Source organism: Kitasatospora sp. NPDC056273, from assembly GCF_042268845.1.
Classification (GTDB): Bacteria; Actinomycetota; Actinomycetes; order Streptomycetales; family Streptomycetaceae; genus Kitasatospora.
The window spans coordinates 37315-57159 of record NZ_JBHJSJ010000021.1 but is presented as its reverse complement, the minus strand read 5'-3'; the positions used below and the strand labels follow the sequence as shown (position 1 = coordinate 57159).

Below are 19845 nucleotides of genomic sequence, written 5' to 3'. Positions count from 1 at the left end.
CGGCGGACGCCGGCCCGGCGCACCGGCCTCAGCACCGGCCGGTCAGGACGGCCGCCCGCCGAACTGCCAGTCGTGCACCTCGATGTCGGCGTACCGCTCCCGGGTCAGGACGGCGCCCGCCGCATCCCGGTCCGACGCCCGGAGCAGCGCGGCCGTGCCCAGCCAGGCGGTGCCGTCGTCGGACAGCAGCGGACCGTAGGCGATCAGCCCGTCCCGGTCGGCCGGCACGGCGAGGTCGACGGCCGGCCCCGAGCCGAGGCCGAGCACCAGGTACCGGTTGCCGCCGGTCCGGCCGCCGGGGAAGTCCCACATGGTGCGCCCCAGCGTGTTACTCCACCGCCGCAGCAGCACGTCCCGGTAGACGCCCGCCTGGTAACCCGGCTCGGCGAAGGCGAACGCCCGGGCCGCGGCGGCATCGGGCAGGTCGATGATGTGCACGCTGCCGGTGGGGGCGTCGCGGTCCTCGGTGAGGGTCGGGCCCCGGGCGATCAACTCCTCCGCGTACCCGTCCATGTACGACCAGTGCTGTTCCAGCAGTTCGCGGCGCAACGTCCCGGAGCCGGGCCGGTCGCGGTGGTAGCAGAAGAACTCCATGCCCGTAGGGTCCCCTGAAGGAGGCGGCCAGGTCCAGGGCCCGCGTCGACGGCGGATTCCGACCGCATGCCTCCGTGACGGCCGCACAAGGGCGGTGGCCCGGGAGGACTTCCTCCCGGGCCACCGCCCTCGGCCCGTCAGGACCGTTCCGGCCTTGTCAGGCTCACTCGCTCACCCCGCCCACCCGGCGCCTGCGCGCCCGGACCAGGAGGGCCAGCACCGAACCGAGACCGGCCAGCGCCGCACCGGTCGCGGCGTAGGGCCGGACCGACGAGCCGGTGTCCGGCAGCGGCCCACCCTCGTGGTGCTGCTGGTGCCCGCCCTGCGGGTGCTCGCCGGGACCGGTGCTGCCGTGCTCCGGCCCCTGGCCGTTGCCGTTCCCATTCCCGTTCCCGTTGCCGTGGCCACTGCCGTTCCCGTTGCCGTTCTCATGGCCGGGCTTGTGCTCGTGGCACTCCTCCTTCTCGCACGGCGGCGTGCACCGGGCGAGCGCGGAGGACGGCGGAGTGGTCACCGGCTCGGTCCCGGGCGGCGAGTTCGGCGGCACGTAGGAGGCGGTGACCGTGTTGACGGTGTCCTCACTGATTAGGCTGGAGCAGTAGAACTTCTTCGTCTGCCCCGCGGCCAGATCGAACGTCCCGGCCGCCACCGTGCAGGACACCTCCTGGCGGTCGTTCAGCGTGATCCCGGTCAGGTCCACCGTGCCGGTGTTGGTCACCGTGATCTGCCAGAACGCCTGGCACTTGTCCGGCGCACACGGCTCCTCGGACGCCCCACCCTTGTGCAGCGTCACCTCCTTGCCCCACGGCCCGGCGCCGCCCTCACCGCAGTCGCCGGACTTGTCCGACTGGCAGACCTCCTTGTCGACGCTCAGCGACGGGATGTTGGTGCCGCTCACGTCCACGCGCGCCTCGGAGGGCGGTGTGGTGATCGGGGTGCCGCCGGGGCCGGGGAAGGACGCCGTGACCGTGTTCGTCGTCGGCTGGGTGACGCCCGGCAGGTTGCAGAAGACCTGCTTGGAGGCACCTGCCGCGAGGTCGAATGTCCCCGCAGCCGTCACGCACGAGGGTGTGACGGAGTCGGTGAGGGTGATGCCGGTCAGGTTGACCGTGCCGTTGTTGGAGACGGTGATCCGCCAGTAGGCGGTGCCGTTCGGGGCGACGGTGGTGGTCTTCGCCCAGGGGCCGGGGCCGCCGTCACCGCAGTCAGCGGCGTTTGCGGAGGTGCAGACCTCCTTGTTGATAGCCAAGGACGGGACGTCGGCACTGGCCTCGGACGGGGGTGTGGTGATCGGGGTGCCGCCGGGGCCAGGGAAGGACGCTGTCACCGTGTTCGTCGTCAACTTGGTGACGCCCGGCAGGTTGCAGAAGACCTGCTTGGAGGCACCTGCCGCCAGATCGAATGTCCCCGCAGCCGTGACACAAGCCGGCGTCACGGAGTCGGCGAGGGTGATGCCGGTCAGGTTCACCGTGCCGTTGTTGGTGACGGTGATGCGCCAGTAGGCGGTGCTGTTCGGCGCGATGGTGGTGGTTTTGGCCCAGGGGCCGGGTCCGCCGTCACCGCAGTCGGCGGCGTTGGCCGAGGTGCAGACCTCCTTGTTGATCGCCAAGGACGGAACGTCAACGCTCGCCTCGGAGGGCGGCGTGGTGATCGGGGTGCCACCAGGGCCAGGGAAGGACGCTGTCACCGTGTTCGTCGTCAACTTGGTGACGCCCGGCAGATTGCAGAACACCTGCTTGGAGGCACCTGCCGCGAGGTCGAACGATCCGGCAGCCGTGACACAAGCCGGTGTGACGGTGTCGGTGAGGGTGATGCCGGTGATGTTGACCGTGCCGTTGTTGGTGACGGTGATCCGCCAGTAGGCGGTGCCGTTCGGCGCGACGGTGGTGGTCTTGGCCCAGGGGCCGGGTCCGCCGTCACCGCAGTCGGCCGGGTTGGTGCTGGTGCAGACCTCCTTGTTGATCGTCAACGAGGGGACGTCGACGCTCGCTTCGGAGGGCGGTGTGGTGATCGGTGTGCCGCCGGGGCCGGGGAAGGACGCCGTCACCGTGTTCGTCGTTGACTGCGTGACGTCCGGCAGGTTGCAGAACACCTGATGGGACGCGCCCGCCGCCAGGTCGAAGGTGCCAGCAGCTGTGACGCACGATGGTGTGACCGTGTCGGTGAGGGTGATGCCGGTCAGGTTGACCGTGCCGTTGTTGGTGACGGTGATCCGCCAGTAGGCGGTGCCGTTCGGCGCGACAGTGGTGGTCTTGGCCCACGGTCCCGCGCCGCCCCCACTGCAGTCAGCGGCGTTCGCGGAGATGCAGACCTCCTTGTTGATCGTCAGCGACGGAACGTCGACGCTCGCTTCGGAGGGCGGTGTGGTGATCGGGGTGCCACCGGGCCCTGGGAAGGAGGCCGTCACCGTGTTCGTCGTCAGCTTGGTGATGTCTGGCAGGTTGCAGAACACCTGATGGGACGCGCCTGCGGCGAGGTCAAAGGAGCCGGCGGCCGTCACGCACGACGGTGTGACGGAGTCGGTGAGGGTGATGCCGGTCAGGTTGACCGTGCCGTTGTTGGAGACGGTGATCCGCCAGTAGGCGGTGCCGTTCGGGGCGACGGTGGTGGTCTTCGCCCAGGGGCCGGGGCCGCCGTCACCGCAGTCGGCGGCGTTTGCGGAGGTGCAGACCTCCTTGTTGATGGCCAGGGACGGAACGTCGGCACTGGCCTCGGACGGGGGCGTGGTGATGGGTGTTCCGCCGGGGCCGGGGAAGGAGGCGGTGACGGTGTTGGTCGTCAGCTTGGTGATGTCTGGCAGGTTGCAGAAGATCTGCTGTGACGCGCCTGCGGCGAGGTCGAAGGTGCCGGCGGCCGTGACGCACGAGGGTGTGACGGCGTCGGTGAGGGTGATGCCGGTCAGGTTCACCATGCCGTTGTTGGTGACGGTGATCCGCCAGTACGCCGTCCCATTCGGCGCCAGGGTGGTGGTCTTCGCCCAGGGGCCGGGTCCGCCGTCACCGCAGTCGGCCGGGTTGGTGCTGGTGCAGACCTCCTTGTTGATCGTCAGCGACGGGACGTCGGCACTGGCTTCGGAGGGCGGTGTGGTGATGGGTGTTCCGCCGGGGCCGGGGAAGGAGGCGGTGACGGTGTTGGTCGTCAGCTTGGTGATGTCTGTCAGGTTGCAGAAGATCTGCTGTGAGGCGCCTGCCGCCAAGTCGAACGACCCGGCGGCCGTCACGCACGAGGGTGTGACGGTGTCGGTGAGGGTGATGCCGGTCAGGTTGACCGGGCCGTTGTTGGTGACGGTGATCCGCCAGTAGGCGGTGCCGTTCGGCGCGACGGTGGTGGTCTTGGCCCAGGGGCCGGGTCCGCCGTCACCGCAGTCGGCCGGGTTGGTGCTGGTGCAGACCTCCTTGTTGATCGTCAGCGAGGGGACGTCGACGCTCGCTTCGGAGGGCGGTGTGGTGATCGGTGTGCCGCCGGGGCCGGGGAAGGACGCCGTCACCGTGTTCGTCGTTGACTGCGTGACGTCCGGCAGGTTGCAGAACACCTGATGGGAGGCGCCCGCCGCCAGGTCGAACATGCCAGCAGCTGTGACGCAGGCCGGTGTGACGGTGTCGGTGAGGGTGATGCCGGTGATGTTGACGGGGCCGTTGTTGGTGACGGTGATGCGCCAGTAGGCGGTGCTGTTCGGGGCGACGGTGGTGGTTTTCGCCCAGGGGCCGGGGCCGCCGTCACCGCAGTCGGCCGGGTTTGTGCTGGTGCAGACCTCCTTGTTGATGGCCAAGGACGGAACATCGACGCTCGCCTCGGACGGGGGTGTGGTGATGGGTGTTCCGCCGGGGCCGGGGAAGGACGCCGTGACGGTGTTCGTCGTTGACTGCGTGACACCCGGCAGGTTGCAGAACACCTGATGGGAGGCGCCTGCCGCCAGGTCGAACGATCCGGCGGCCGTGACGCAGGCCGGTGTGATGGCGTCGGTGAGGGTGATGCCGGTGATGTTGACGGGCCCGTTGTTGGTGACGGTGATCCGCCAGTAGGCGGTGCCGTTCGGCGCGACGGTGGTGGTCTTGGCCCACGGGCCCGCGCCGCCGTCACCGCAGTCGGCCGGGTTGGTGCTGGTGCAGACCTCCTTGTTGATGGCCAGGGAGGGGACGTCGGCACTGGCTTCGGAGGGCGGTGTGGTGATGGGTGTTCCGCCGGGACCGGGGAAGGAAGCGGTGACGGTGTTGGTGGTGGATTGGGTGACGCCGGTCAGGTTGCAGAAGACCTGTGTGGAGGCGCCTGCGGCGAGGTCGAACGTCCCCGCGGCCGTCACGCACGAGGGCGTCACTGAGTCGGCGAGGGTGATGCCGGTGATGTTGACGGGGCCGTTGTTGGTGACGGTGATCCGCCAGTAGGCGGTGCCGTTCGGCGCGACGGTGGTCGTCTTGGCCCACGGGCCTGCGCCTCCGGCGCCGCAGTCGGCGGCGTTGGCGGAGGTGCAGACCTCCTTGTTGATGGCCAGGGACGGGACGTCGACGCTCGCTTCGGACGGGGGCGTGGTGATCGGGGTGCCACCAGGGCCGGGGAAGGACGCCGTGACGGTGTTGGTGGTGGACTGGGTGACGCCTGTCAGGTTGCAGAAGACCTGTGTGGAGGCGCCTGCCGCGAGGTCGAAGGTGCCGGCGGCTGTGACGCAGGCCGGTGTGATCGCGTCGGCGAGGGTGATGCCGGTGATGTTGACCGGGCCGTTGTTGGTGACGGTGATCCGCCAGTACGCGGTGCCGTTCGGCGCGACGGTGGTGGTCTTGGCCCACGGTCCCGCGCCGCCCTCGCCGCAGTCGGCGGCGTTGGTCGAGGTGCAGACCTCCTTGTTGATGGCCAGCGACGGGACGTCGACGCTCGCCTCGGACGGCGGTGTGGTGATCGGTGTTCCGCCAGGGCCGGGGAAGGACGCCGTCACGGTGTTGGTGGTGGACTGGGTGACGCCCGGGAGGTTGCAGAAGACCTGTGTGGAGGCCCCTGCCGCGAGGTCGAACGTCCCCGCGGCTGTGACGCAGGCCGGTGTGATCGCGTCGGCGAGGGTGATGCCGGTGATGTTGACCGGGCCGTTGTTGGTCACCGTGACCCGCCAGTACGCGGTGCCGTTCGGCGCGACGGTGGTGGTCTTGGCCCACGGTCCCGGACCCCCGGTGCCGCAGTCAGCGGCGTTGGCGGAGGTGCAGACCTCCTTGTTGATGGCCAGCGACGGGACGTCGACGCTCGCTTCGGAGGGCGGCGTGGTGATCGGTGTGCCACCAGGCCCCGGGAACGAGGCCGTCACCGTGTTGGTGGTGGACTGGGTGACGCCCGGTAGGTTGCAGAACACCTGCTGGGACGCGCCCGCCGCCAGGTCGAACGTCCCCGCGGCCGTCACGCACGAGGGCGTCACGGTGTCGTTCAGCGTGATGCCGGTGACGTTGACCGTGCCGGTGTTGGTGACGGTGATCCGCCAGTAGGCCGTCCCGTTAGGCGCCACGGTGGTGGTCTTGGCCCACGGGCCCGGTCCCCCGGCGCCGCAGTCGGCGGCGTTGGCCGAGGTGCAGACCTCCTTGTTGATGGCCAGCGAGGGGACGACGGCGCTCGCCTCGGACGGGCCCGTCCTGACCGGTGTGCCGCCGGGGCCGGGGAAGGAGGCGGTCACCGTGTTCGTCGTCGACTGGGTGACGCCCGGCAGGTTGCAGAAGATCTGATGGGAGGCGCCCGCTGCCAGGTCGAACGTCCCGGCGGCTGTCACGCAGGACGGTGTGACGGTGTCGTCCAGGGTGATGCCGGTGATGTTGACCAGGCCGGTGTTGGTCGCGGTGATCCGCCAGTAGGCCGTCCCGCCGGGGGCGAGGGTGGTGGTCTTGGCCCATGGCCCGGGGCCGCCGGGCCCGCAGTCGGCGGCGTTGGTGGAGGTGCAGACCTCCTTGAGGATCTCCAGCTTCGGCGCGCACTCGGCGCCCGGGGTGACCTGGAGGGTGACGGTGTTGGAGGTGACGGGCGGCTGGCCGTTGGTGACGGCGGAGGCCTGGTTGGAGACGGCGGTGACGGAGCAGTCGGTGGAGACGGTGGTCTCGAAGCAGATCTGCGGCGCGTCGCCGACGAAGGTCACCTGCATCTGCGGGTGGTTGCCGGGGGTGAAGGACGACCCGTTGACGAGGGTGAGGTTGGCGATCACCTGGATCGGTGAGTCGCTGGTCGGGACGGACGAGATGTCCGCCGTCTCGGTGGTGGGGTTGAACGGGAAGGTGCCGATGGTGGTGCCGTCGGAGGCCAGGACGGTCACCGAGGACTGGGTGAAGTCGACGGTGGTGGGGTCGAGGCCGAGGAGGCTGACCGTTCCGTACGACCTCACGTGCCCGGTGGCCCCGTCGCAGTAGTACGCGGAGGGGTTGAGGCTGCCCTGGGCCTTGGTCTTCAGGCAGGGGGAGGCGCCGGTGATCGGGTCGATGGAGAACAGGTAGCCGGTGTCGCCGAGGCTGTACTTGCACTGGCCGTCGTAGGCGAAGCCGTACGGTCTGGTGTCGCCGCCGTTGACGTTGGGCGGGCCGTTGACGACGCCGTTGGTGCCGTACTGGGCGCAGGGGGCCTGGGTGTTCCAGTCGTAGCAGAACTCGGAGCTGTTGGAGGTGGGGGAGATGCTGAGGTAGATCCAGAACGGGAACTCGGTTTCGAGGTGTCCGTTGGGGGCGGTGATGGTCAGCGGCACCTGGAAGTTGGATTCGCCGGGGGCGACGTTGGTGCTGAGGAGGGTCTGCAGGCCGGGGGGCGCGGCGATGGGGTTGCCGGCGAAGTCGAAGCAGACGACGGTGCCGACGGGCGGGGTGACGGCCAGTTCGACGCCGCCGACCGCCGTGCAGACGCCGGTGACGGTGCCGGCGGTGTCGTACATCTCGAAGACGTTGTCGGCGCGGGCGGCTTCGGTGCCGGTCGGGGTGACGACGGTCTTGGGGGTGGCCCAGCCGGTGCACGCGGCGTTCGTCGACGGGTCGAAGCAGGACATCACCGTGGGCAGCGGGGCCAGTTGGTTGTCGGTGACGTAGATCTTGCCGTTGATGACCCGCATGATGCCGGCGTAGTCGCCGCTGAAGGCGACCTGGCCCTCGTTGGGCGGCAGGCCGATGGTGAAGGTGCCGCAGGAGGAGTTGCCGACGGGGTCGTAGCAGAGGATCTCGCCGGTGCCGGAGACCGCGTAGATCAGCTGGTTGGGCGCCTGGACGACGCCTCCGATGACCAGGCCGGTGCCGGTCTGGAGCGGGGTGAGGCCGCAGCTGGTCTGGGCCTGGAGGTCGATGCAGCCGACGCCGATGAGTGCTTGCGTGACCCGGCTGATCGCGGCGTAGTACAGCCGGGAGCCGATCTGCACGTAGGTCGGGGTGCGGGTGCTGCCGATGTCGCCGGTGGTCGTGTCGGCGGCGGAGGAGTTCAGCGCCTGGGGCCAGGTGGCGGGGGCTCCGGTCGGGGTCGGGCAGGGGCCGTTGGTGAGCAGGTCGGTGCAGACCACGCTGGCCGTGTTGGAGAAGCCGTGGTGGTAGATGTTCCAGATCTCGGGGGTGGGGACGCCGTTGATCGTGGCGGTGTAGCGGATGGGGGTGAAGCCGTCGCCGCCGGTGGCGGTGTTGATCGGGGTGAACGGCGGCGGGATCTGGACCACTTGGCCGGTCGCCGGGGAGGAGAGCGTCGGGTTGGTGGCCTGGACGACGTTGGTGGCGGCGCCCTGGTCGGTGCCGGAGAAGGTCGTGCCGCCGTCGGTGGACCACTGCTTGGTGAAGCCGGGGGGCACCTGCAGCGAGCCGGGGACGTAGGACTGGGTCTGCGGTGTGCTGCCGGGGCCGCCCTGGATGGCGTCGGTGACGGTGGTGCTGACCGGTGCGCCGTCGGGGTTGGTCGCGGAGACGACCCAGCGGACGGTGTCGCCCTGGGCGGCCTGGGTGGTGCTGCCGGTGGTGGTGTCGGTGCCGGTCTTCGCCAGGGTCACGGGCTGCTGGCGGACGTCGTGGCGGCCGTTCCGCTGGTCGGCGGGGGCGGTCGTCGTGCCGGTGGCGGGGGTGCGGGGGTCACGGCTGGGCGCGTGTGCGACGGCGGGGGCGGCGAAGGAGCCGGAGGCCGTGGCGAACGCGAGGAGGAGGGTGAGCACGGCCCCGACGAGGCGGTCGCGGAGCGTGTCCATCCCGGGTCGGCCTCCGTGTCGGCGGCCGCGTCGACTTCGCTCGTGTCCGCTGGTGGCTGGACAGCGCCTCATGACGATTCCCTTCGGTCGAGCGGTCCGGTGTCACGCGGTGGGCTGCACAGCGGTGGGTTGGACGGCGGTGAGCTGGACGGCGCGGGGTGGATGGCGGTGGTGACGGGCACGGGGACCGTGGAGCGGATGCGGGGTGTTGTTGACCCGATACGGACAGTGACCGTACGGGCGTAGTATGCGTGCCGAAAATCCGATAAACGGCATTAACGTGTCCGGGCGGCGCCACGGTTCACCCGGATGCGTCGGGGAGGCCGCCCAGGTGGCGGGCGGGCTGTGAGGCCCGGGTGAAGGTCGTGGGTAGGGCCGGTGATCGGCCGTTGATCGGGCGTAGACGGCGAGCCTGGAGCATCGGGACCCGGAGGGAACCGGTCCGGAGGCCACAGCCTGATCGCCGGGTCCCGTACGGCCGGACCACGGGCCGTACGGGCGCCCGTGGCTGACGCCGCCACCGGTCCCGACGCCAGGAGGAGTCCGGACCACGAAGGGCAGACGAGGCATGGACGGCGGGCTGTCGGTGCAAGCGGTGAGAACGGCGGCGGGTTTCGGCGAGCTGCTGCGGCTACGGCGCGAGCGGATCGGGCTGACCCAGCAGTGCCTGGCGGATCACGCGACCCTGAGCGTGCGGGCGATCCGGGACATGGAGAGCGGCCGGGTGCGACGGCCCCGCAACGAGACCGTCCGGCTGCTGGCGGACGCGCTGCGGCTGGAGGGCCGCAGCCGGACGGACTTCGAGGAGGCCGCCCGCCGGCAGCAGGCCGCGGACGAGCCGGGGGACGAGCCGGCCGCCCCGCCGGTGGCGCGCGGGGCGATCGTCGGCCGGGAGGCGGAGGCCGAGGTGCTGGCCGACGCCTTCGCCGTGCACGGGGACCGGCTGGTCTCGCTGGTCGGCCTCGGCGGGGTGGGCAAGACCCGGCTCGCCCTGGAGGTGGCCCGCCGGCTGCACCTGGCCGTCCGCTGGTCGGTGCGCTGGGTGGACTGCGGCGGCGGCCCGCACCCGTGGCGCGGGCGGCTGGACGACCTCGTCCGGGACATCGGCGAGCGGCCCGCCCTGCTGGTGCTGGACGGCGCCGACGGCGGGGTGGACGCCGGGCAGCTGGACGGGCTGTTCCGCCACTGCCCCGGACTGCGGGTGCTGATCACCGCCCGGGAGGCCCGGCCGCTGCCCGGCGGCCAGGTCATCCCGCTCGCGCCGCTGCCCGTACCGGACCCCGAACTCGACGCCGAGCCCGAGGCGTTGGCGCAGGTCGGGGCCGTCCGGCTGCTGCTCTCGCACCTGTGCCGGCTGCGGCCCGGCTACACCCTGGAGCGCTCCGAGGCGCCCGCCGTCGCGGAGCTCTGCCGCCGACTGGACGGCCTGCCGGGAGCGTTGGAGCGGGCGGCGGGCTGGGCGCTGGTGCGCTCCACCGCCCAGCTGGTGGCCGGGCTGGCGGCCGTCCCGTTCACGCTGGCGGCGCCGCCGGTGGTGTTCGGCGCGCGCGGTGACCTGCGGGACGACCTGGAGCCGGCGATCCTCCGCCTGACGGACCGTCAGCGCGCCCTGCTGGAAGTGCTGGTGGACGAGCCCGGGGACTGGTCGGGGGAGGACGCGGTGGTCCGCAGCGGCTGGACGCTGCAGACCTGCCTGGCCACGGTGCACGAGCTGCTGTCGCGGGGGCTGATCCGCAGCGTGCCCGCCCGGGACGGCGTGCGCTTCACCGTCCTCAACCTGTGCCGCCGGCTGGTCCGGGAGGAGCCCGGGCCGCGGCTCGCGCCGGCCGGGGACGTCCCGCTGCTGGCGGCCGCCGGCTGACCGGTTCTGCCGCCGGCCGACCCATTCTGCCGCTTAATGCCGCCGGAGCTGCCGCTTGCCGGGCCCGATCGTTCCTAGCGTTCTCCGTGGGGCCGGGCCGCCGCGCAGAACGCGACGGAACGCCATCGAGGATCACTACCGGTGAGGGCGGAGTCGTGGAGCACGGGAATGCCGAACAGAACGGTCCGGGCGGTCTGGACGTCGTCGTGACGACGACGGCCTCGGACTCGCACACCTGGAACCTGGTGTACCTCCAGTTCCTGCTGGAGGAGATGGGCCACCGGGTGACGAACCTGGGCGCGTGCGTCCCGGACGCGCTGCTGCTCTCCGAATGCCGCCGGGCCGAACCGGACCTGATCGTGATCAGCAGCGTCAACGGGCACGGCCACCAGGAGGGCCTGCGGGTGATCGAGGCCCTCCGCGCCTGCCCGGAGCTGCGGAGCACCCCGACCGTCATCGGCGGCAAGCTCGGCATCGCCGGGGCCGACGACCCGGACCGCGAACGCGCGCTGCTGGCGGCCGGGTTCGACGCGGTCTTCGAGGACGGCGCCGCGGTGGCCGGGTTCCGCGCCTTCGTCGGCGGACTGCGCTCCGGGGTGCTGCTGTGACGGCTCCCGCCGGGGCCGGTCCCGCGGCGACCGGTCCCGTGGTGACTGTTCCTGAACGGGCGGGCCCCGCCGGGACGGGCTTCGGCGCGTTCGTGGCGCAGGCCGCCGAGGCCGGCGCGCTGGTGGTCCAGCCCCGGATGGGCATGGCGGAGGCGGCCCCGATGCGGGCGGGCCTGCTCGCCACCCGGGGCGCGGCCGCCGTCACCGTCGGCACCATCACCCTGGACAGCTACACCCGCACCGGCGACCTCGCGGCCGCCCGGCGCGCCCTGGCCGCCGGGGCGGGCCTCAACGGCTACCCGATCGCCACCCACCCCGTCGAGGTCACCCGGGCGGTGCTGCGCGGGGTCGCGGACGCGGGCTTCCCGGTGCAGGTCCGGCACGGCTCGGCCGCGCCGGAGCGGATCGTCGAGGCGCTGCTGGCGGCGGGCCTGGACGCCACCGAGGGCGGACCGGTCTCCTACTGCCTGCCGTACGGCCGCACCCCGCTCCACGAGGCGGTGGCCCGTTGGCGTCGCGGCTGCGAACTGCTGGCCTCCGTCCGGGAGTTCGGCGCCGAGCCGCACCTGGAGACGTTCGGCGGCTGCCTGATGGGCCAGCTCTGCCCGCCCTCGCTGCTGATCGCCGTCAGCGTGCTGGAGGCGCTGTTCTTCCGCCGGCACGGGCTGCGCAGCATCTCGCTCAGCTACGCCCAGCAGGCCGACGCCCGCCAGGACGAGGAGGCGCTGGCCGCGCTCGGCCGGATCGCGGGGGAACTGCTCACCGACGTCGACTGGCACCTGGTGGTGTACGCGTACATGGGTGTGTACCCGCGCTCGCCCGGCGGTGCGCGGCTGCTGCTGGAGGACGCGGCGCGGCTCGCGGTGCGCGGTGGCGCGGCCCGGCTGATCGTCAAGACCACGGCCGAGGCGCACCGCATCCCGACCGTCGCCGAGAACGTCCGGGCGCTGGAGGCCGCCGCCGCGGCCGCCACGGCGGAGCGGGCCCGGCCCCCGGCGTCCGAGCGCCGTCCCGCCGTGCCGCCGGACACCGGGATCGAGGCCGAGGCCAGGGCGCTGATCGGCGCGGTGCTCGACCTGGACACCGACGTCGGGCGGGCCCTGGTACGGGCGTTCGCGGCCGGCTACCTGGACGTGCCGTACTGCCTGCACCCCGACAACGCCGGGCGGACGCGCAGCGCGCTGGGCCCGGACGGGCGGCTGTACTGGTCCTCGGTCGGCTCGATGCCGATCGCCGGGCTGGGCGAGCGCGGCCGCGCGCCGGTCCCCGGCTCGGCCGGGCTGCTCGCCGCGCTCTCCCACGTCCAGCGGAGCTACGACGGCCGGGCCCGGTATGCCGCCGCCTCCGCGTCCGCGTCCGCCGCCCGGGGCCTGCCCGTCGCGCGCTGAGCCGCCGCCCCGCCGAGCCGCCCGCGCTCCAGCCGTCCCGCCCGGCCGGCGCTCCACCACCGACGACCGCCCGCGCCCCCGACGGCGGACCACGGCCCCCCGAGAGAAGAGGACTCCGACCATGCCCGACGCCACCCCCCTGCCCCCGACCGATCCGGGCCGGCACCTGACCGACCCGACCACCCGCAGCGCGCTGCGGATCCAGCAGCACCTGCTGTCCGCCGCCCGCGAGTTCCTGCGCGGCCGGGGCTTCACCGAGCTGCTGCCGCCGATCATCGGCCCGGTCACCGACCCCGGCGCACGCGGCTCCAAGCAGGTGGACATCGACTTCTACGGCCACCGCTACAAGCTGATGACCAGCGCGATCCTGTACAAGCAGGCCTCGCTGCTCGCCTTCGACAAGATCTTCTGCATCGCCCCGAACGTCCGTCTGGAGCCGCTGGAGACCGCCGGGACGAGCCGGCACCTGGCCGAGTTCCACCAGCTGGACGTGGAGGCGGCCGGCGCGAGCCGGGACGACGCCGTCCGGCTGGCCGAGGAGCTGGTGGTGCACATCGTCGGCAGCACGGTGCGCGAGCTGCCCAAGGAGTTCGCCGAACTCGGCCGGGACCCGCAGGCGTTCGCCGACCTGCTGAAGGGCTCCTTCGGCCGGGTCCGGCACGCCGAGGCGGTCGCCGAACTGCGCGGGATCGGGCACCCGCAGAGCCTGGACGCCGAACTCGACTGGGAGGGCGAGGCGTTGCTGTCGGCCCGGCGCGACCGGCCGTTCTTCGTCACCGACTACCCGAAGGGCTCGCGCGGCTTCTACGACCGCGAGCACCCGCAGGACCCGGGCCTGCTGCGGAACTTCGACCTGCTCGCGCCCGAGGGCTACGGCGAGCTGTGCAGCGGCAGCCAGCGCACCAACGACTACGCGGAGATCGTCACCCGGATGCGGGAGACCGGCGAGAACCCGCAGAAGTACCGCTGGTACCTGGACCTGGTGCGCGAGGGCGTGCCGGCCAGCGCGGGCTTCGGCATCGGCGTCGAGCGGCTCACCCGGTACGTCGCCGGGTTGGACGCCGTCTGGCAGGCCAGCGCGTTCCCCAAGGTCGCCGGGGTGGTGTCGCCATGAGCGACCTGACCGCACCGGGGTTCCCGGAGGAGGAGGTCCGACGGCGGGCCCGGGCCGGGGCGGCCGCGGTGTTCCCGCCCGCCGAGGAGTACGGGCGGGTGCTGTTCGGCGCTGGCGCGGCCGAGGAGGCACAGCCGTCCGACGCCCTCGACGCCCTGCGGATCGTCCCGCCGCTGTTCCTGCCGCAGCGGCTCGCCAAGCTGATCGACCTGGGCCGCGAGCCCGACTACCGGGACGTCGAACTCGCCACCACCATCGGCGGGTTCGCCTCCGCGCTGCCGGTGTACGTCTCCGCGACCGGCTCCACCCGGGCGGCCGGCGGCGACCTCGGACTGGCCCTCAGCCGGCAGGCCGGGGCGCTCGGGATCCCGATGGTGATCGGCGAGAACGTGGTGCCGGTCAACGGCTACGGCCGGCTCGGCGAGGCCGCCGACCGCACCCTGCTCGGCCGGCTGCGCGCCTACGGCGAGGAACTCCCGGACGGGCTCGGCGGCGTGGCCGTCCAGCAGAGCACCGAGGACGCCGACGCCGAGGTGTGGAACCTCGTCCACAGCGACCCGGCCGCCCTGCCGCTGCTCGAATCCGGGCGGCTGGCCTTCGAGTTGAAGGTCGGCCAGGGCGCCAAGCCGGGCCTGGGCGGGATGACCGTGCTGGACGCGGAGGCCGCCGCCGCGCTCGGCGACCGCTTCGGGCTCGACCCGCTGTTCGGCGACGGGCGGGTGCTGCGCGCCGCCACCCCGGGCACCTTCACCGCGGAGATCCTGCGCCAGCAGATCCGGCTGATGCGCAACAACTACCCGCGGGTGCGGATCTGGGTGAAGCTCTACCCCGGCCGGGACGTGGCCGAGGCCGCCCGGGTGGCGCACGAGGCCGGGGCGGACGCCGTCGTGGTGGACGGCGCGGAGGGCGGCACCGGCTGGGCGCCGGGGGTGTTCCTGCCGCACGTCGGCCTGCCGCTCGCGGAGTGCCTGCGCCGGCTGGCGGTCGTGCCGCCGCCCTCCCTGCTGGTCTCCGGGCGGATCTGGGAGGGCGCCCGGGCGGTCAAGAGCCTGGCGCTGGGGGCCCGCGCGGTGGGCCTCGGACGGGCGGCGCTGCTCGCCGTCGCGGAGGACCGGGAATCCGGGCTCCGCCGTTTCGCGGAATGCCTGGCGCTGGAACTCCGGCTGCTGATCAGCGCGCTCGGGAAGTACTCCCCGGAGGCCCTGGAAGAGGCGGACGTCTGGTCCCCCGGTAGTTCCGGAATCCCCCTCGGCCGGTAGCCCTGGCCTGCTCGGGAAGCGGCAGAAGGAAACTGCCGACTTCCTTCCGCCCGTCCTGCCGATAGGGCCTTCGTAATCCCCCTATCGCCTTCTTCGCCGATTCCTCTCACGATCTGGGGCTGGATGATGTCCTCTCGCGGTTTTCCCGTCGAATTCACGGCGCCCGCATTCGCGCCGTTCGCCTCCGCCGTCGCGCGCTTCCCGGAGCGGCCGGCCGTCCGGGCCGGGGCCCGGACCGTCGGCTACCGGGAGCTGGACGGACTGAGCGCCGCCCTCGCCGCCCGGCTCGCCCCCGGCCGGACGGTCGCCGTGACCGGCCGTGACCGGCTGGACCACGTGGTCGCGCTGCTGGCGGCGCTGCGGGCGGGTGCCACCTACCTGCCGCTGGACCGGGAGGCGCCCGAGGAGCGCAACCGCTGGATCGTCGAGGACGCCGGGGCCGGGCTCGCCCTCGACGGCGAGGAGCTCACCGAGCTCGGCGACGGGACGGGTGCGGGCGCGGGCGCCGGCTACGTCATCTACACCTCCGGCACCACCGGCCGCCCCAAGGGCGTGCACGTCCCGCTCGCGGCCCTGACCGGCCACCTGGCCGGTGTGGTCGAGGCCCTCGGCCTGACCGAGCGGGACGTGGTGCTGCAGTTCGCCCGTCCGACCGTGGACGTGGCCGTGGAGCAGGTGCTCGGCGCGCTGTCCGCCGGGGCCTGCCTGGTCCTGCCGGAGCAGCGGCTGCTCGCCCCGGCCGCGCTGCTGGAACTGCTGGACGCCGAGGGCGTCACCGTCGCCAACCTGGCCGCGGGCTACTTCCAGGACGTGGTGGCGGCGCTGGGCGGCAGGGTGCCGCGCACCCTGCGGCTGATGGTCTCCGGCAGCGACAAGCTGGAGCCGGCCACCGCCGCCGCCTGGTGGGCGGCGACCGGGGTGCCGCTGCTGAACGCGTACGGTCCGACCGAGACGGTGGTCACCGCCACCGTCCACCGGCTCGACGGCGGGCAGGAGCAGCCGGGCGCCCGGGTGCCGATCGGCACCGCCGTCGGCGGGCGCCTGCTGCACGTGCTCGACGAGCGGCTGCGGCCGGTGCCGCCCGGCGAGGCCGGCGAACTGTACGTCGGCGGGCCGCTGTTGGCCTCCGGCTACCTCGGCCGCCCGGGCCTGACCGCCGGCCGCTTCGTCGCCGACCCGTTCGCGGACCCGGACGGCCCCGGGGGTGCCCGGATGTACCGCACCGGCGACCTGGTGCGCCGAGCCACCGGGGAGGGCCCGCTGGAGTTCCTCGGCCGCACCGACCACCAGGTGAAGATCCGCGGCTTCCGGGTCGAGCCCGGGGAGGTCGAGCAGGTGCTGGCCGGCCACCCCGGCGTCACCGGCTGCGTGGTGGTGGCGCACGAGGGCCGGCTGGCCGCGTACGTCACCGGCGCCGCGCCGGGGTACGCCGAGGCCCGGGCCTGGCTGGCCGAGCGGCTGCCCGAGCACATGGTCCCGGCGACGCTCACCGCGCTGGAGGCCTTCCCGCTGACGGCCGGCGGCAAGGTGGACCGCGCGGCGCTGCCCGAGCCGCGGACCGCGCCGGAGGGCAGGGCGGCCGGCCGCCCGCCGCGCACCCCCGCCGAGCAGCTGATCGCGGCGGTCTGGGCGGACGTGCTCGGGGTGCCGGAGGTCGGCGCCGACGACAACTTCTTCCACCTGGGCGGCGATTCGCTGACCGCCGTCCGGGTGGTGGGCCGGGTCTTCGACGTCTTCGGCATGGTGTCGCCGTACACCATCTTCGACGCGCCGACCCTGGCCGGGTTCGCCGCCGCGGTGACCTCCGCGACCGGCGGCGCGCGCCCGGCCCCGGTGCGCTCGGGCGCCGCCGAGGCCCCGCTGTCGAAGTTCCAGCGCGGCCTGTGGTTCCTCGACCAGTGGAACCCGGACGCGCCGACCTACGTGGTGCCCTGGGTGTTCCGCTTCTCCGGGCCGGTCGACCCCGGGCTGCTGCGGCGGGCGCTGGCGGGGGTGGTGGAGCGGCACGAGAGCCTGCGGACCACCTTCGAGCTCGCCGAGGACGGCCCGCGCCAGGTCGTCCACCCCTCCGTGGAGCTGCCGTTCACGCTCACCGAGACCACCGCCGACCGGGTGGACGAGCTGGTCGCCGAGGCCGCGCTGGAGCCCTTCGACCTGGCGCGGGGACCGCTGGTGCGGGCCCGGGTCTTCCGGGCCGGCGGGGCGACCACGCTGCTGCTGCTCCTCCACCACATCGTCTGGGACGAGGGCTCGCTGCCCGTACTGGAGGCCGAACTCCAGGAGCTGTACGCCGCGCTGGCCGAGGGCCGCCCGGCCGAGCTGCCGGAACTCGCCGTCCAGTACGGCGACTACGCCGCCTGGCAGTACCAGGACGACACCGTGGAGAAGCAACTCGACTACTGGCGCGAGCAGTTGCGCGACGCGCCGACCACCGACGCGCTGGCGCCGGACCGCCCCCGCCCCGAGGAGCAGGCCTTCCGCGGCGCCTTCCACCGCTTCGCCATGCCCGGCCCGGTGGCCGAGGCCGTCCGGGCGCTCGCCCGCAGCGAGGACGCCACCCCGTTCATGGTGCTGCTGGCCGGGCTGGCGCTCACCCTGCACCGCCGCTCCGGCCAGCGCGACCTGGTCCTCGGCTCGCCGGTGAACGCCCGCGGCCGGGCCGAACTCGACGGCCTGATCGGCTACTTCGTCAACCTGCTGCCGCTGCGGCTGAAGCTGGAGGACGGCGCCTCCTTCCGCGAGCTGGTCCGGCACGTGCGCGAGGTGTCGATCGGCGGCTACCGGCACCAGGAGGTGCCCTTCGACGACATCGCGAACGCCGTGCTCGACGAGCGCCCCGAGGACCGCAACCCGCTCTGCCAGGTGCTGCTGGAGCTGCACCCGCTGGACCCCCGGCCGTTCACGGTCGGCGGGCACGCCGTCACCCGCTCCCTGCACTCCAACCCGGTCTCCCGCTTCGACCTGTCCGTCTCGGTGGACGACCTCGGCACCGGCTTCACCGGCCGCTTCGAGTACGACAGCGACCTCTTCGACCCGGCCACCATGGCCGGCCTGTGCGAGGAGTGGCTGGGCACCCTGGCCGCCGCCGTCGAGGTGCCGGTGCACGCCCTGTTCGAGGCGCGGGCCGCCCGCGAGCCGGGCGCCGTCGCCCTGGTGTCCGGCGAACGGACCGTCGGGTACGGCGAGTTGAACGCCGCCGCGAACCGGCTCGCCCGCCACCTGGCGGGCCGGGGCATCGGCCGCGGCGACACCGTCGCCGTGCTGACCGAGCGCGGGCCGGAGCTGGTCACCGCCCTGCTGGCGGCCCTCAAGACCGGCGCCGCGTACACCCTGCTCGACCCGGACTTCCCGGCCGAGCGGCTGGCCGGCGCCGTCGCCGACACCGGCGCCGCCACGGTGGTCACCCACCGGCGCGCCACCGTGCCGTTCGCCGTCCCCGGCCAGGTGGACCTGGACGCCTCGGCCGCCGACCTGGCCCGGTATCCGGCCCACGACCTCGGCCTGCCGGTCGACGGCGCCGACCTCGCCACCGTGATGTTCACCTCCGGCTCCACCGGCCGCCCCAAGGGCGTCGCCGTCCCGCACCGCGCGCTCACCACCACCTACCTCGGCCAGGACTACGCCCGCTTCGGCCCCGACGAGGTCTGGCTGCAGTGCTCGCCGGTCTCCTGGGACGCCTTCGCGCTGGAGCTGTACGGCGCGCTCTGCTTCGGCGGCACCTGCGTCCTCCAGCCCGGCCAGCGCCCCGACCCGCAGACCGTCGCCGAGCTGACCCGCCGCCACGGCGTCACCCAACTCCAGCTCTCCGCCAGCCTGTTCAACTTCCTGCTGGAGGAGTTCCCGGAGACCTACGACGGCCTGAAGCTCGCCTTCACGGCCGGCGAGCGGGCCTCCACCACCCATGTCGCCAAGGCCCTGGAGGCCTACCCGGGGCTGGTCGTCGCCAACGGCTACGGCCCGGTGGAGAGCCTCGGGCTGACCACCTGCCACCGGGTCGGCCCCGCCGACGCGGCCGGCGGCTCCATCCCGATCGGCGTCGCGCTGCACGGCAAGGGCGTCCTCGTCCTGGACGAGCGGCTGCGCCCCGTCGCGCCCGGGGTGACCGGCGAGCTGTACGCCACCGGCGGCGGCCTCGCCCACGGCTACCTCGGCCGGCCCGGCCTGACCGCCGAACGCTTCGTCGCCTCCCCGTACGGCGCCCCCGGCGAGCGCCTCTACCGCACCGGCGACCTCGGCCACCGCACCGCCGAGGGCCTGCTGGAGGTCACCGGCCGGATCGACGACCAGGTCAAGATCCGGGGCTTCCGGGTCGAACCCGGCGAGATCGAGGACGCGCTCACCCGCCACCCGGCCGTCCGGGAGGCCGCCGTCGCCGTCCACGAGCCCGCCCCCGGCGACCGCCGGCTCGCCGCCTACGTCACCGTCGCCGCCGGCGCCCCCGGCCCGGACGCCCTGCTCGACCACCTGGCCGGCCTGCTGCCCGAGCACATGCTGCCCGCGACCCTGGACGTCCTGGACGCGCTGCCGCTCAACCACAACGGCAAGGTGGACCGCAAGGCGCTGCCCACCCCCGCCGGGCGCCCGGCCGCCTCCGACGAGGACGCGACGGCGGACGAGGCCGCCGACCCGCTGACCGAGGCCGAACGCCTGGTCGCCGAGGCGGTGCGCGAGGTGCTCGACCTCGCCGAGGTCGGCCGCGAGGACAACTTCTTCCGGATCGGCGGCAACTCGCTGGCCGCCGTCCGGGTCGCGATGCGGCTGTCCCGGGAGACCGGCAGCCGCGTCCCCCCGCAACTGGTGTTCCGGGCCCGGACCGTGAGCGCCATCGCCGAACGGCTGGCCGCCCGGTGACCGGCCGCACCG

General features: G+C 73.3%; 8 protein-coding genes. 6 read left to right on the top strand and 2 right to left on the bottom strand.

The window, feature by feature from the left end; translation table 11 throughout:
- Positions 1-42 precede the first annotated feature (42 nt).
- Positions 43-594, bottom strand: a complete 552-nt coding sequence (locus ACFCY1_RS20240) for a YciI family protein (RefSeq protein ID WP_375875444.1) — start codon at positions 592-594, stop codon at positions 43-45.
- Between the two features lie 163 nt (positions 595-757).
- Positions 758-8752 carry a hypothetical protein gene (locus tag ACFCY1_RS20235; protein WP_375875443.1) on the bottom strand — a complete coding sequence of 2665 codons (7995 nt, stop codon included), beginning with the start codon at positions 8750-8752 and terminating at the stop codon, positions 758-760.
- Between the two features lie 568 nt (positions 8753-9320).
- On the opposite strand from ACFCY1_RS20235, the gene ACFCY1_RS20230 reads away from it, so the two are divergent.
- From ACFCY1_RS20230 to ACFCY1_RS20205, 6 genes are all read left to right on the top strand, one after another.
- The gene (locus ACFCY1_RS20230; RefSeq protein WP_117486798.1) at positions 9321-10613 is read left to right on the top strand and encodes a helix-turn-helix domain-containing protein; all 1293 of its coding nucleotides are present in this window, start codon (positions 9321-9323) and stop codon (positions 10611-10613) included.
- 155 nt (positions 10614-10768) lie between these two features.
- Positions 10769-11221, top strand: a complete 453-nt coding sequence (locus tag ACFCY1_RS20225; RefSeq protein ID WP_049658201.1) for a cobalamin B12-binding domain-containing protein — start codon at positions 10769-10771, stop codon at positions 11219-11221.
- 41 nt (positions 11222-11262) lie between these two features.
- Positions 11263-12609 carry a methylaspartate mutase gene (locus ACFCY1_RS20220; protein ID WP_375875441.1) on the top strand — a complete coding sequence of 449 codons (1347 nt, stop codon included), beginning with the start codon at positions 11263-11265 and terminating at the stop codon, positions 12607-12609.
- 121 nt (positions 12610-12730) lie between these two features.
- Positions 12731-13723: an asparagine synthetase A gene (locus ACFCY1_RS20215; RefSeq protein WP_074006450.1), complete on the top strand. Its 993-nt coding sequence runs from the start codon at positions 12731-12733 to the stop codon at positions 13721-13723.
- On the top strand, positions 13720-14982 hold the full coding sequence (locus tag ACFCY1_RS20210; protein ID WP_375875440.1) for a glutamate synthase-related protein: 1263 nt from the start codon (positions 13720-13722) through the stop codon (positions 14980-14982). Before ACFCY1_RS20215 ends, ACFCY1_RS20210 begins: the two co-directional genes overlap by 4 nt.
- Before the next feature lie 123 nt (positions 14983-15105).
- A complete protein-coding gene (locus tag ACFCY1_RS20205) occupies positions 15106-19833 on the top strand; it encodes an amino acid adenylation domain-containing protein (RefSeq protein ID WP_375875439.1) in 4728 nt (1575 codons plus the stop codon).
- The last annotated feature ends 12 nt before the right edge of the window (positions 19834-19845 follow it).